At 60.5% G+C, this 12,328-nt stretch carries 11 protein-coding genes, 3 pseudogenes and 1 riboswitch; of the genes and pseudogenes, 5 read left to right on the top strand and 9 right to left on the bottom strand.

Translation table 11 applies throughout. From position 1 onward, the window contains the following. Positions 1-95: 95 nt before the first annotated feature. The 3 genes from KQH60_RS01220 to thiC form a co-directional block, all read right to left on the bottom strand. Positions 96-1,016 carry a DMT family transporter gene (locus tag KQH60_RS01220; RefSeq protein WP_237574751.1) on the bottom strand — a complete coding sequence of 307 codons (921 nt, stop codon included), beginning with the start codon at positions 1,014-1,016 and terminating at the stop codon, positions 96-98. Between the two features lie 468 nt (positions 1,017-1,484). Then, positions 1,485-1,697, bottom strand: coding sequence for a glycine zipper 2TM domain-containing protein (locus tag KQH60_RS01225; protein WP_237574753.1), 213 nt, complete (start codon positions 1,695-1,697; stop codon positions 1,485-1,487). Between the two features lie 115 nt (positions 1,698-1,812). After that, positions 1,813-3,744 carry a phosphomethylpyrimidine synthase ThiC gene (gene thiC / locus KQH60_RS01230; protein WP_237574754.1) on the bottom strand — a complete coding sequence of 644 codons (1,932 nt, stop codon included), beginning with the start codon at positions 3,742-3,744 and terminating at the stop codon, positions 1,813-1,815. Positions 3,745-3,825: 81 nt separating this feature from the next. Beyond that, a riboswitch (TPP riboswitch) is annotated at positions 3,826-3,932 on the bottom strand. 402 nt (positions 3,933-4,334) lie between these two features. Here thiC and KQH60_RS01235 point away from each other — a divergent pair. Together KQH60_RS01235 and KQH60_RS01240 are read left to right on the top strand one after the other, a co-directional pair. Beyond that, positions 4,335-4,508, top strand: coding sequence for a DUF1328 family protein (locus tag KQH60_RS01235; protein ID WP_237574769.1), 174 nt, complete (start codon positions 4,335-4,337; stop codon positions 4,506-4,508). 233 nt (positions 4,509-4,741) lie between these two features. Further along, positions 4,742-5,275 carry a bacterioferritin gene (locus KQH60_RS01240; RefSeq protein ID WP_237574755.1) on the top strand — a complete coding sequence of 178 codons (534 nt, stop codon included), beginning with the start codon at positions 4,742-4,744 and terminating at the stop codon, positions 5,273-5,275. A gap of 241 nt (positions 5,276-5,516) precedes the next feature. Here the strand turns inward: KQH60_RS01240 and KQH60_RS01245 are convergent, their stop codons facing one another. From KQH60_RS01245 to KQH60_RS01260, 4 genes and pseudogenes are all read right to left on the bottom strand, one after another. Beyond that, on the bottom strand, positions 5,517-5,663 hold the full coding sequence (locus KQH60_RS01245; RefSeq protein ID WP_237574756.1) for a DUF2474 domain-containing protein: 147 nt from the start codon (positions 5,661-5,663) through the stop codon (positions 5,517-5,519). Beyond that, complete coding sequence (cydB, locus tag KQH60_RS01250; protein ID WP_237574758.1) at positions 5,663-6,670, bottom strand: cytochrome d ubiquinol oxidase subunit II; 1,008 nt, start codon at positions 6,668-6,670, stop codon at positions 5,663-5,665. Before cydB ends, KQH60_RS01245 begins: the two co-directional genes overlap by 1 nt. Before the next feature lie 5 nt (positions 6,671-6,675). Further along, a complete protein-coding gene (locus KQH60_RS01255; protein ID WP_237574760.1) occupies positions 6,676-8,112 on the bottom strand; it encodes a cytochrome ubiquinol oxidase subunit I in 1,437 nt (478 codons plus the stop codon). Between the two features lie 106 nt (positions 8,113-8,218). Then, positions 8,219-8,530, bottom strand: a pseudogene (locus tag KQH60_RS01260) (pyridoxal-phosphate dependent enzyme); the annotation flags it as partial. 3 nt (positions 8,531-8,533) lie between these two features. Between KQH60_RS01260 and KQH60_RS01265 the strand changes: the two are divergent. Then, positions 8,534-8,864 (top strand): annotated as a pseudogene (locus tag KQH60_RS01265) (IS3 family transposase); the annotation flags it as partial. 117 nt (positions 8,865-8,981) lie between these two features. On the opposite strand, the gene KQH60_RS01270 reads toward KQH60_RS01265, so the two are convergent. Next, a complete protein-coding gene (locus KQH60_RS01270; protein WP_237574761.1) occupies positions 8,982-9,326 on the bottom strand; it encodes a hypothetical protein in 345 nt (114 codons plus the stop codon). Further along, positions 9,289-9,615: a DUF6516 family protein gene (locus KQH60_RS01275; protein WP_237574762.1), complete on the bottom strand. Its 327-nt coding sequence runs from the start codon at positions 9,613-9,615 to the stop codon at positions 9,289-9,291. The genes KQH60_RS01270 and KQH60_RS01275 overlap by 38 nt, the downstream gene beginning before the upstream one ends. Positions 9,616-9,701: 86 nt before the next feature. On the opposite strand from KQH60_RS01275, the pseudogene KQH60_RS01280 reads away from it, so the two are divergent. Both KQH60_RS01280 and KQH60_RS01285 read left to right on the top strand, forming a co-directional pair. Beyond that, positions 9,702-10,022, top strand: a pseudogene (locus KQH60_RS01280) (DDE-type integrase/transposase/recombinase); the annotation flags it as partial. A gap of 1,239 nt (positions 10,023-11,261) precedes the next feature. Further along, positions 11,262-12,263 carry an aminoglycoside N(3)-acetyltransferase gene (locus tag KQH60_RS01285; protein WP_237574763.1) on the top strand — a complete coding sequence of 334 codons (1,002 nt, stop codon included), beginning with the start codon at positions 11,262-11,264 and terminating at the stop codon, positions 12,261-12,263. Positions 12,264-12,328 lie beyond the last annotated feature (65 nt).

Genomic DNA, 12,328 nt, shown 5'->3' on the forward strand with positions numbered 1-12,328 from the left:
ACGGTGCCCCCTAAATGGTGCCCCCGTTCAACATCGGGCCGCGTGTGCCGCCGCAATAGGGTCCCTGCCGTGGAGTGGCAAACTTGCGCCAGGCGTTACGATTGCTGCGTGCGTAACCGCTTGATGACGCCGGCGGCGAGTGCGGTGCCGATCAGCACGACCCCGCATCCCTCGATCATCCGCATCGACACGGATTCCGCGAGGAACAGCGCGCCCCACAGAATACCGAACACCGGTATCACGAACGTTACCGTCATCGCGCGGGCCGGGCCGGCCGTGGCCAGCAAATGGAAGTAGAGCCTGTACGCGATACCCGTGCACGCGACACCGAGGGCCAGCACCGCGAGCCACGCATGCGTCGAGACCGGGACGGCAGGCCAGCGCCACGCGGCCAGCGGCAACAACGCGATGGACGCGCCGACCATGCTGCCGCACGCCACGGTCAACGAGTCCACTCCAGACAGATATTGGTTGGTATAGTTCGCCGCCACGCCGTATAAGGCCGTGGCACCGAGTGCCGCGCCCGCGGCGAGTGCGGTGGTGGCCGCCGGTACCGGCGTGCCGCTCGCGCCTACCGGTGCCGTAATCTGATCCCAGACTAGCAATACGACGCCAGCAAAGCCGAGCGCGAGCCCGGCGGTGCGCATGCCGCTGAGCCGCTCACCGAGCCAAACGAATGCGACCAGGGCGCCCCACAATGGCGTCGTCGCGTTAATCACTGAAGTCAATCCGGCCGACAGCGTGAGCTCGGCGTAGGCAAACAAGCAAAATGGCGCAGCCGAATTCAATACGCCGACGACGAACAATGGCCACCATTTGCGGCGCGCGCCATGCCACGCGCCGGCCAATCCCTGTTGGGCCACTAACAGCGGGACCAGGAACACCGCGCCGATCGAGACGCGTAGTGCCATCAGCGGTGCGACGCCGAATTCGGCCACCCCAATCCGAATGAACAGAAACGAGGCGCCCCACAGTGCGGCAAGCACAAAGAGAGTAAGAAGATTACGGGCTGTCATAGGCAGGATCAAAAAGAACGCCTATCACTCTAAGCCATGGCGGCTGCGCTGAGAATGGCGCTCCAATCGTTATTGTGGCACTTCGCTTATGGCTGAGTGGTTTTGCGCTGGGGCGAGGCAATGGGTCCGCGCGGCCCGTAGCGTGGAGAAGGGCGCGGCCAGCCCGCGCGCTCGTGGCGCGGTCGAATGCTCGCCCCAGGGGCCGCAATGAGCAGAGCAAACCATCCGGTGGTGGGGCGCGTAGCGGGATAGCAAAGGATGCCGCGTGCCCCGGTGCGACGTCGGGCACGCACGTCGCCTCATAAGCGTGATGGAGCCCGCGTGCGCCCCGATGGGCGACAAGGGACGGCAGGGGTGTCCAGAGACAGCCAGCGGCGCGGTGGTTGCCGTGCCGCTGGCGGAAGTGCTGCCTGCTGGGTTGTCCCGCGGCGGCTCACGCGAGCCGTGTCCCTGGCGCGCGACGAAGCCTTACTTGCCGACCTGGTTGCCGATGATGCCGCCGACGGCTGCGCCGCCCAGCGTCGACAGTGCATTGCCACCGATTGCCGCACCCGCGACGCCGCCCACGCCCGCGCCGATCGCGGCGTTGCGCTGGCGCGTGGTCATCCCGTTGCACGCCGCCAGGCTCGTCAGCAGCGTGGCGACGAGCGCCGCGGCGCCGATACGCTTGACCGAATTCATGATCTCGACTCCTCGTTGTATTGATTGCCGACCTGATTCAATAGTACGCGATCGATACGTTTCAAGATGTTGCGGCTTTGTAGGCGATTCGTCGCTTTTGTAAGCAAATGTTACTTTACTGTTTCCGGTAGATCTCCGCGCCCGACTGCTTGAACTCGATCGCCTTGACTTCCATGCCCTTGCGCAGCGCCTCCACTTCACCGACCCCTTGCTTCTCGGCAAACTCGCGCACGTCCTGCGTGATCTTCATCGAACAGAAATGCGGGCCGCACATCGAGCAGAAGTGGGCAACCTTTGCGGAATCCTTCGGCAGTGTTTCGTCGTGGAATTCGCGCGCCTTGTCCGGATCGAGTCCGAGGTTGAACTGATCTTCCCAACGGAACTCGAAGCGGGCTTTCGACAGTGCGTTGTCACGCATCTGCGCGCCGGGATGCCCTTTCGCAAGGTCGGCGGCGTGCGCGGCAAGCTTGTACGTGATGATGCCTTCCTTGACGTCGTCTTTGTTCGGCAACCCCAGGTGTTCCTTCGGCGTTACGTAGCACAGCATTGCGGTGCCGAACCAGCCGATCATCGCCGCGCCGATGCCTGACGTAATATGGTCGTATCCTGGTGCGATGTCGGTGGTCAACGGCCCGAGCGTATAGAACGGCGCCTCGTTGCACCACTCCAACTGCAAGTCCATGTTTTCCTTGATCAACTGCATCGGCACATGCCCCGGGCCTTCGATCATCGTCTGCACATCGTGCTTCCATGCAATCTGCGTCAACTCGCCCAGCGTCTTGAGTTCGGCGAGCTGCGCCTCGTCGTTTGCATCGTAGACCGAGCCCGGCCGCAACCCGTCGCCCAGCGAGAAGCTCACGTCGTATGCCTTCATGATCTCGCAGATGTCTTCGAAATGTTCGTACAGGAAGCTCTCGCGGTGATGGGCAAGACACCACTTGGCCATGATTGACCCGCCGCGTGAGACAATCCCCGTCATGCGGCTCGCGGTCATCGGTACATAGCGCAGCAGCACGCCGGCATGAATCGTGAAGTAGTCGACGCCTTGCTCGGCCTGCTCGATCAGCGTGTCGCGGAAGATTTCCCAGGTCAGTTCCTCCGCCTTGCCGTGGACTTTCTCCAGCGCTTGGTAGATCGGCACAGTACCGATCGGCACTGGGCTGTTGCGGATGATCCACTCGCGCGTCTCGTGGATGTTCTTGCCGGTGGACAAGTCCATCACGGTATCGCCGCCCCAGCGGATCGCCCACGTCATCTTGTCGACTTCCTCGCCGATCGATGACGTGACAGCGGAGTTGCCAATGTTTGCGTTGATCTTTACCAGGAAGTTGCGGCCGATGATCATCGGCTCGGATTCGGGATGATTGATGTTGGCCGGAATGATCGCGCGACCGCGCGCGACTTCTTCGCGCACAAATTCTGGGGTGATTTCGCGGGCCTGGGCGCCACTGAATGCCGTCGCGCCGAATGCGTTGCCACGGTGCTGCCGGCCGATCAGCTCGGCCAGCTTGGCGCCCTGGGGTCCGCTGGCGCGCAGACTCTCCAAATACTCATGACGACGCTGGTTCTCGCGGATCGCAATGAACTCCATTTCCGGCGTAATGATGCCGCGGCGCGCATAGTGCATCTGGGTCACATTGGCGCCGGCCTTGGCTCGCCGCGGCGCGCGATGCAGGCCTGGGAAGCGTAGTTGCGCGGTGCCCGGGTCGGCCGCGCGGGCTTGGCCGTACTGGCTCGACAGCCCTTTCAGCCGCTCGGTGTCGCCGCGCTCCTCGATCCAGGCCTCGCGCAGCGCGGGCAGGCCGGCACGGATGTCGATCCTGGCGTCGGGATCAGTATACGGGCCGGACGTGTCATAGACCGTGATCGGCGGGTTTTTCTCACCACCGAAGCCGGTCGGCGTGTCGGCCTGGCTGATTTCGCGCATCGGAACCCGCAGGTCGGGCCGGGAGCCGGTCACATAGATTTTGCGGGAATTCGGCAACGGCGTGACCGCGGCATCGTCCACGCGTGCGGACTCGGACAGAAACTTTGGGTTGGCAACCATCGAATGTCTCCTGTGGGCAAGGGCAACAGAACACGGGAGACCGGAGAAGCGGTGGAGCGGGGCGGATGCGGCGACTATCGTTGATCGACCCCGGACGCTTCCCTGCGCTGGCATTACCCAGATCAGGTTCAAAGGGTGTTTCTCACCCGCTTGACGATGGTGCGCAAGCAGGACCCCCGCGTAGCAAGAGTCACGATACACTGGTTCAGGGGCGTTTGGCAACCGCCGTCCGTAACGTTGACGCCGCTGTCCGTGACGTTTTCTTTTCATAGCGTGGACGGGATCTTAGGCGCGCGCGATTTTTCAAGCTACCCAACTCCAGTGGTTTCAGTAAATTAGGGTAGAGCTTATTCGAAACGAGGTAACGCTTACTCATTGTATGAAAGAAAGTGGCGGCCTCCGCTTGTCTGCTCACCCTATAAGCGGTGGGCCGTGCCACCGTTCGGTAAACAGCTCTAAACCCTTGATTTCGGGAGGACAATAGGTTGTCGGACAGGGCGTCACCGGAGTCGAGAGAAACAATCTGGCATGCCGCTTGCTTAAATTGCGCTCGTTGCCGAAACTCGGCGCTTGCTATGAAGGTCGCGATCATGTTGAAGTGGGCATTATTCTTTGCGGTTGTCGCCATCATCGCGGGATTGCTTGGATTTAGCGGCATTGCCACGGGTGCGGCCGCGATCGCGAAGTTCCTGTTCTTCGTCTTCGTCGTACTATGCGTGGTGTGCCTGCTGATCGGCATTTTTGTCGCGAGGAAGATTTTTTAGCTGCCACACGCGAGCGATGGGCGCGGCGTGCGTGGATAAAGGGCCGCGATGCTGTACGACACAGCGGTGTTGCTTCGTGTCGCAGCCGTGATGGTCAGCGCATTGAGGCTGACCGGCTTGGCCACGCGGCGCGCAGACCGCGCAAAATCTTGTTTTATGTTTTCGCTGTCATGTTCGTCGTCAGCTTGCTGATCGGCGTGATAAGGACATGACGGTTACTCATGGAGGTTGCGATGACAGACACTTTTAGACTCGATTTAGAGACAATCCGCGAGCGCGCTCGCCAGCACATGGACGAGGGCCCCGTGACGTCGACCTACAGCGCGGATCGCGACACGATCATAAAGCTGCTCAATGACGCGCTGGCCACGGAAATAGTCTGTACGCTGCGCTATAAGCGTCACTATTTCATGGCAAAAGGGATCAACTCGGAAGCGGTGGCCGACGAGTTTGCGCAGCATGCAGCCGAGGAGCAGCAGCATGCAGATCAGCTTGCGCAGCGCATCGTGCAGTTGGGCGGGTCGCCCGATTTTGCGCCAGCCGGGCTGGCCAGCCGCTCGCACTCCGAGTATGTGGAAGGCGAGACGCTGACCGAGATGATTCGAGAAAACCTGGTCGCGGAGCGCATCGCGATCGATACTTACCGCGAGATCGTCAAGTACATTGGCGATAAGGACCCGACCACGCGCCGTATCTTCGAGGAAATCCTGGCGGTTGAGGAGGAGCACGCCGACGATATGGCCGACTTGCTCGCGGAGCGCGCCTAACGCTCCTAACGCGCCGGCCGCTTCACGTGGCCGGCGCGCTTCGCTGTCCGCCGCGCCAATGGACCACGCTGGCCAGCGGCGGCAGTCGGCCCGAACATCGTGGCCCCGCACCTGGCACGGGCCGCTGCTGGGCAGGTCCAGGTAGCCCAGGATATTCACAGCGTCGACTGATCAGATTCGGGTGTGCCGACGATGGCCGCCATTTCGCCATCGTGCATAGCGTGTGCGGATGGGGGCCAACTCAGGAGGACAACCCGGCTGCGTGCATCGCGAGGCGCAACGCACCCGCGACAACGGCCAGAGCAGTGACGCCGGCCGTCCACAGTGCGACCAGCCAAGCCAATCGCGCAACCCAGGCTGGCACGCGGTTTCGACGAAATTTTGGCATCAATGGTAGTGCTCGCCGGGGTGGACCTTGCCCCGGAACACATAGTACGACCACGTCGTGTAACCGAGGATGAACGGGATGATGAACAGCGTGCCGAGCAGCGTAAAGCCCTGGCTTTGCAACGGACCGGCCGCGTCCCAAATCGATAGCGACGGTGGCACGATGTTCGGCCAGATGCTGATTGCCAGCCCGGTGTAGCCTAGGAACATGAGCGCCAGTGCGCACAGGAATGGACCGGCGTGCGGTGTGTGGCTCAACGAGCGTTGGAGAGCATAAACGGAAAGCAGCACCAGCAATGGGACGGGGCAGAACCAAAGCAGGTTGGGCAGGGTAAACCAGCGCTGTGCGATGTGGGGATGGGCGATTGGCGTCCAGATACTGACAATCGCGATCGCGGCGAGTACGAGCCATGCGAGCCGCCGCGCCACGCCGATCATCGTGCGTTGCAACGTATGTTCGGTTTTCATGATCAGCCATGTCGCGCCCAGCAGCGCATAGATCACGACCACGCCAAGCCCGCAAAAGAGTGCAAACGGCTTAATCCAATCGAGGGCGCCGCCAGAGAACGCATCGCCGTCGACCTTCACGCCGTCGATATACGCACCCAGCGCTACGCCCTGGAAGAACGATGCAAGTAGCGAGCCGGCCACGAATGCGATGTCCCAGATGGGGCGCTCGCGATCGTTGGCCTTAAAACGGAACTCGAACGCCACGCCGCGAAAGATCAGGCCGAGCAGCATGAAGATCAGCGGCAGATACAACGCGCTCAGCAAAATCGCATAGGCTCGTGGAAACGCGGCTAGCAGCCCGGCGCCGCCGAGCACCAGCCAAGTTTCATTGCCGTCCCAGACCGGCGCGACACTGTTCATCATCAAGTCACGCTCCGCGCGGTTTGGCACGAAAGGAAAGAGCAGGCCGATACCCAGGTCGAAGCCGTCAGTCACGACATACATCATCACGCCGGCAAAGATGATCACGGCCCAGACCAGTGAAATGTCGAAACCCATTGTCGTTATCTCCCGATGTCGCCTGTCGTGGCCGTTCGATGCTCATCTTCATGCGCGGCGGACAGCGGTCGCGCTGGGGTGTGCGGCTGTCCCGGGCCGCCCGTGGGCGGCGCGGTCTCGGGTTGCAGCTGGGGCCCCTGACGGATCAGTCGCAGGATATAGGCCAACCCCGCCCCGAAGACGAAAAGATATGACACGACGAACAGCACCACCGACAGCAGTATTTCCGGCGCAGAATGGGGCGTCACTGCATCGGCGGTTCGCAGCAGGCCATACACGACCCAAGGCTGCCGGCCGATTTCTGTGGTCAGCCAGCCTGCGAGCACGGCGGCCAGTCCGGCTGGCCCCATCATCAGCGTGCAGCGCAGGAATGCCCGGCAGTGGTATAGGCGTGCGCGGCGGCGCAAGAACAGGCTCCATGCGCCCAGCGCAATCATCAACAGTCCGAGGCTGACCATCGCGCGAAAAGTCCAGAACACCACGGTCGAATTCGGCCGCTCGTCTGGGGGAAATGCCTTCAAGCCCTGGAATTGCTTGTTCCAGCTATGCGTCAGGATCAAGCTGCCCAAGTGCGGGATCTCGAGCGCATAACGAGTCTGCTCGCGTTGCATGTCGGGCCAGCCGAAGACGATCAGCGGCACGGCTTCATTTCCACGGTTCTCCCAGTGGCCCTCGATGGCAGCAAGCTTGGCGGGTTGATGTTCCAGCGTGTTGAGTCCGTGTGCATCGCCCACCACAGCTTGAATCGGTGCGACGACCAGTATCATGCCCATTGCCATCGATAGCATCTTGCGGATCGCCGCATTGTCGTGGCCGCGCAGCAGGTGCCAGGCGGCCGCTGCGGCCACGAACAACGCAGTGGCCAGAAACGCGGCCAGGCTCATGTGCACGAGGCGGTACGGGAACGATGGATTGGCGATGACCTGCAACCAGTGGACGGGCACGACGCGTCCGTCGATGATCTGATATCCGTGCGGCGTGTGCATCCAGCTGTTTGAGGCCAGGATCCATGTCGTTGAAATGAGCGTCCCGACGGCGACCATGCTGGTTGACAGGAAATGCAATCCCGGTCCAACCTTGTTCCACCCGAACAGCATGACGCCGAGGAATCCCGCCTCGAGGAAGAACGCGGTCAGTACCTCGTAGGCGAGCAGCGGGCCGGTTATGCCGCCGGCAAAGCGCGAAAACCCCGCCCAGTTGGTGCCGAACTGATAGGCCATGACGATGCCCGACACCACGCCCATGCCAAAGTTGACAGCAAAGATCTTGAGCCAGAATTGATACAGGTCGCGGTAGACGACGTTGCGCGTGCGCAGCCAGCATCCCTCGAGTACGGCCAGATAGCTCGCCAGGCCGATCGTGATGGTGGGGAAAAGAATATGGAACGAGATCGTAAAAGCGAACTGAAAGCGCGCCAAATCCAGCGCGAACAAGCCTGACATGCGGGTTCCTCCATCGCGGCAACGACGTCCGCGGTTGGACGCCGCGCCATTGCATAGCAGACCCCGTGCCCGTGCCCCCGGCGCGTGATGCTCGAGCGCGGCCGCGCTATTGTGCCAGCAGGGTGGCGTATCGATCCAAGTCCATGTTGCCGCCGCTGAGCACCATGCCGATACGCTTGCCCGTGAAGCGGCCCGCCATGCGGCGGTCCGCTGCAAAGCCCAAGCAACCCGTCGGCTCGACACCGAACAACTCGCAACGCGGCGACAGCGCGCGCGTGGCGAGCGCCGTCCCGGACAGCAGTCCCCCGCCGCCCAGCGGCACGAACAGCGCATCGAGTTCACCCACTTCATCAAACAATTCTTTCGCCGCCGTGCCTTGGCCGGCGATTACGTCGGCATGGTCGAATGGCGGAATCAATGCTGCAAGGTTTTGCGCATTGCCCCGTCGGGCTACCAGCAGCCATGCTGCGCAGCTTCGCGATCTGTCCAAACATTGTGCCCGTGCAAGACGTGATGAGATTGTGCAGCTCCAGATCAAGCGCGTTTGGCAGGCCACCATGCAGGTCTATGGTGTGCTGAAGATCTGGAAGCAGATGAACCGGAAAGGCATTGTGGTGGCACGCTGCACGGTCGCACGGTTGATGAAGCTGCAGGGCTTGCGCGGCGTGGTTCACGTCAAGCGCGTTCGCACGACGATTCCCAATATAGCCGCGCTGCGCCCGCTGGACCGCGTCAACCGGCAGTGTAAGGCGGTGACAGTGACGATAACGCGCTGGCTGAAAAACCGCGATAAGGATAAGTTGAGAGAACTTGCTAGCAGAGGACAAGCCGGCATCCGGCCTGTCGCCAATATCATTTTACGTTCGCCATTACAAGACCACCTCAGCGGCAAGTGCCTCCCACGGCGCCGTCAAGCGACCGTCTTCCCGCACGACCAGACCGGCAACTTCTAGTGCTGCCACATCAGCATGCACACGCTTGTAGTCACGTGATAAAGCGCATGCCAAAGCCTTGACGCTATCGGCGCCTTCTCGGTGCAAATAGCGTAGCAGCTCCAGCCGTTTGGACGTCAGCGCCGCCACCATTTCCTGCCACGAGAGAAACGTAACGTGACTTTCCTTAAAATGCTCGCCTCTGGCCGCGCGCTCAAAGGCACTCACGAACCGCTGCCCCATATCACGCACGCCGCTCACATGGACTGTCAGTTTGCTCATTTTCCGCTCCTTTCGCGTTCAACACCCCCAAAAAGTCCCTCACCATCTGTTCTGCGGTCGAAAAAACGTAGGGCACTTCGCGGTCACGATAGTGGCGATGGTCGCCCTTGCCGCGTTCATTATCGTAACCAATGATTCTTGCGCCGCCCTGACCATAGAACAGGCTGTATTTAAAACTATGGGGCCTTTCCGCATCACATTCGGGCAATCGCCAGATCCGCATTTTAAGAATGGCTCCGTCCGGATAAACCATTCGATCCTCAAATAACAGCGTCGCCTTCTTTTTCATATGGCGTGCCATATATCAGATTATGGCGTCAACCGCCATACTGTCATCGAGTTGTTCGGCTACCCAGCTCCTGACGAATCACGGCTGCGGCCAAACGGTTCTTCCAACGGATCTTACGCGTTCAGCCGTCGCCACGCCAGATCGTCACGGATCAGTTGGGCAGCTATGCGGCAGCCAAGACGCAGATACCGCAGCTCGCTGGCGTCAAGCGCATATTCGTGAAAGCGGCTGCCCGACTGGACAGTCGGGCTGAGCATAGCCATCAGCCCACAGCGGAACGTGAGCGGCGCATGCATGGTTTTCGCGACCCACAGCGTACACAAGCGTTTCTGTCGTGTTTCGGCCCGATCCGGGAGCACTTTGCGTTGCCCAGACACCGTATGAATGCCGCAACGCATCGCAGCTGAGGCTACCCTGAGAAGAAGGTCATGCTGTGAAGAAGAGCAGATCGCGTTAGGGGCAAACAGACTTCAAGGCGATCAGATAGTGGATTCGATTTGACTATTTGCACTGCGAGACCCGAACGCTTCATCCAGGCTGATTACGTCGCTGCAGCGATTCCTTCATCCGCTTTGCGGTCCCACCGCGGCAATCACATCGGAACGCTGTAGCGACTCTCAAACGGCACGTTGTGGCGCACTGCGACCACGTAGACGACAACGAGACGGCCTCTATGAAGAATTGCAACGGGGAGGGATCTTATTGACAGGAATTAGACGACAAACGGGTGTACCGGATTTATCGCGAGTTGGAGTTGAACTTGCGGATCAAGCCGAGGCGAGGGCTGGTACGTCAGGCGCCCGTGCCGCTGGCAGGATCACACAATTTGTGGGTAATCCTGAGCTCCTTGAGGGAGGAATTACATTGTTCCGCAGGCTTCATACCTTGCCGTTGCCAGCAACGCATGCTCCGGTAGGCTACTGCTGAGGAAACAGCAGGTCTCTCTGCCCTTGTTGGGGTGAGACAATCATGGGGGCGACTTTCGCGTCGCACCTTGAAGAGCGCATCGTGCGGCGTCATCGTCGATGAACGTTTCATGCCGAGCGTAAATGATGGGGGCCGCTGATTTTACCATCGTCCGCTCACGATGCCTGCCCGCTGCGGCGCATGGCTACCTATGGATTTCTATGGTCTACCCGCAAACCGCAAACGCAGACGGGTGGCGGTTCACGACTCGCGTTGATCTATTTGGCCTGGGGTGATCCGAGCATTTCCCGTTCTAGCCTGCATGATGTCGTCGCACGCTCCCTTCCCAATTCCAGATGCTCGGGCAACATGAGCGCCTCGGTTGGGGCGCGCCAAGAGTGAGGTTAAACAAAAGCGACACACTCGACACGTAACACGACATTATAGCCGTAATGTCGTGTAGTGTGGCAAAGGCGTTAGATACATAACGTATTAAGTAGTATTATTTAAGCAAATCTTTTCCCGGAAACTGCGATGAGCGATGTCCTGCCCACCGACGCAGCGCTGCCACGGAATAGGGAAACCGCGGGGAGCCGCGCTTTCTTCAGGTTGAGCTTTTCGGCTCCGTCGCCAGCAAACGATAGTTGCTCCAGTAGGGCAAAGGGGATGATTGAAATCAACGACAGTGATCAGGATAAGATTGTCCTGCCGTTGGACGAACAACCACATAGGAGCCGAGCATGAAACGACCTTTCTTTCGCGGTTGCCGCCGCGCGTTCACGTCATCCGTCTTCAAGGGCGCACTCGCGCTGCCGTTGGGCGCGCTGATGCCTCAAGTTCGTGCGCAGTCCAGGTCGGACGCGCATCAATACCCTAGCCAACAGCCTGAGCGTAAGGACGCACCTCGATCGACGGATGCGGTGATGACCGAACATAACCTCATCCTAAAAACCCCTGTGCCGCGAACCCGGTCCAGTCTCGCCCGCCAACTCGCGGAAGGGGGCGTGACGGCAGGCAGCACAATCCTCGTGCATTCCTCCCTCAGTTCGCTTGGGTGGGTTGCCGGAGGAGCCGTGGCCGTCATTCAAGCGCTGATGGACTGCATTGGACCTAACGGGACACTGGTCATGCCAACACACACCGCCCATTTAACCGATCCCGCAGAATGGGAAGCGCCGCCTGTGCCATCCAACTGGGTCGAGACCCTTCGCGAGGAAATGCCGGCGTACGATCCGGCGACAACCCCGACTCGCAACATGGGCGCCGTGGCTGAACTGTTCCGTACTTGGCCCGGCGCCCGCCGCAGCCTGCACCCCACCTGCTCATTTGCGGCAATCGGGCCGCGAGCCGATCAGATCATAGCCGACCATGCGCTCGAGAGCCCACTTGGTGAAAGGTCACCGTTGGCCAAGCTCTACGACGTAGACGCCTCTGTTCTCCTTCTGGGTGTAGACTTCGACGTTTGTACACTGCTTCACCTAGCAGAGCAACGGGCATGGCCGAACAGACCGAAAACGCGGGAAGGCTCGCCGGTCCTTGAGAACGGTGTCAGGCGGTGGGCAGTCTACGAAACCCCTGCCCTCCTGGACTCCGAGCACTTTTTGCCGATGGGCCGGGCGCTGAAAAACCGAGGGGCAGTGAAGACCTTCAGCATAGGGAATGCGCGCAGTATGCTCTTCTCGGGTCGTGAGGCGGTCGACTTTGCGATCCAGACTTGGAGAGGCCAACTTCCTCCTGCCTGATCGGCTATCCTCTTCGATAGTCTTCTGCGCAGATTGCATTTTGTCTTCGTGATCGAGCATCTGAT

The sequence above is a fragment of the Mycetohabitans sp. B8 genome (assembly GCF_021991875.1).
GTDB lineage: Bacteria > Pseudomonadota > Gammaproteobacteria > Burkholderiales > Burkholderiaceae > Mycetohabitans.

Excerpts from the sequence above, each read along its gene's own strand:
- KQH60_RS01220 (WP_237574751.1), bottom strand. The coding sequence starts at position 1,016 with ATGACAGCCCGTAATCTTCTTACTCTCTTTGTGCTTGCCGCACTGTGG.
- KQH60_RS01225 (WP_237574753.1), bottom strand. The coding sequence starts at position 1,697 with ATGAATTCGGTCAAGCGTATCGGCGCCGCGGCGCTCGTCGCCACGCTG.
- thiC (WP_237574754.1), bottom strand. The coding sequence starts at position 3,744 with ATGGTTGCCAACCCAAAGTTTCTGTCCGAGTCCGCACGCGTGGACGAT.
- KQH60_RS01235 (WP_237574769.1), top strand. The coding sequence starts at position 4,335 with ATGTTGAAGTGGGCATTATTCTTTGCGGTTGTCGCCATCATCGCGGGA.
- KQH60_RS01240 (WP_237574755.1), top strand. The coding sequence starts at position 4,742 with ATGACAGACACTTTTAGACTCGATTTAGAGACAATCCGCGAGCGCGCT.
- KQH60_RS01245 (WP_237574756.1), bottom strand. The coding sequence starts at position 5,663 with ATGCCAAAATTTCGTCGAAACCGCGTGCCAGCCTGGGTTGCGCGATTG.
- cydB (WP_237574758.1), bottom strand. The coding sequence starts at position 6,670 with ATGGGTTTCGACATTTCACTGGTCTGGGCCGTGATCATCTTTGCCGGC.
- KQH60_RS01255 (WP_237574760.1), bottom strand. The coding sequence starts at position 8,112 with ATGTCAGGCTTGTTCGCGCTGGATTTGGCGCGCTTTCAGTTCGCTTTT.
- KQH60_RS01270 (WP_237574761.1), bottom strand. The coding sequence starts at position 9,326 with ATGAGCAAACTGACAGTCCATGTGAGCGGCGTGCGTGATATGGGGCAG.
- KQH60_RS01275 (WP_237574762.1), bottom strand. The coding sequence starts at position 9,615 with ATGAAAAAGAAGGCGACGCTGTTATTTGAGGATCGAATGGTTTATCCG.
- KQH60_RS01285 (WP_237574763.1), top strand. The coding sequence starts at position 11,262 with ATGAAACGACCTTTCTTTCGCGGTTGCCGCCGCGCGTTCACGTCATCC.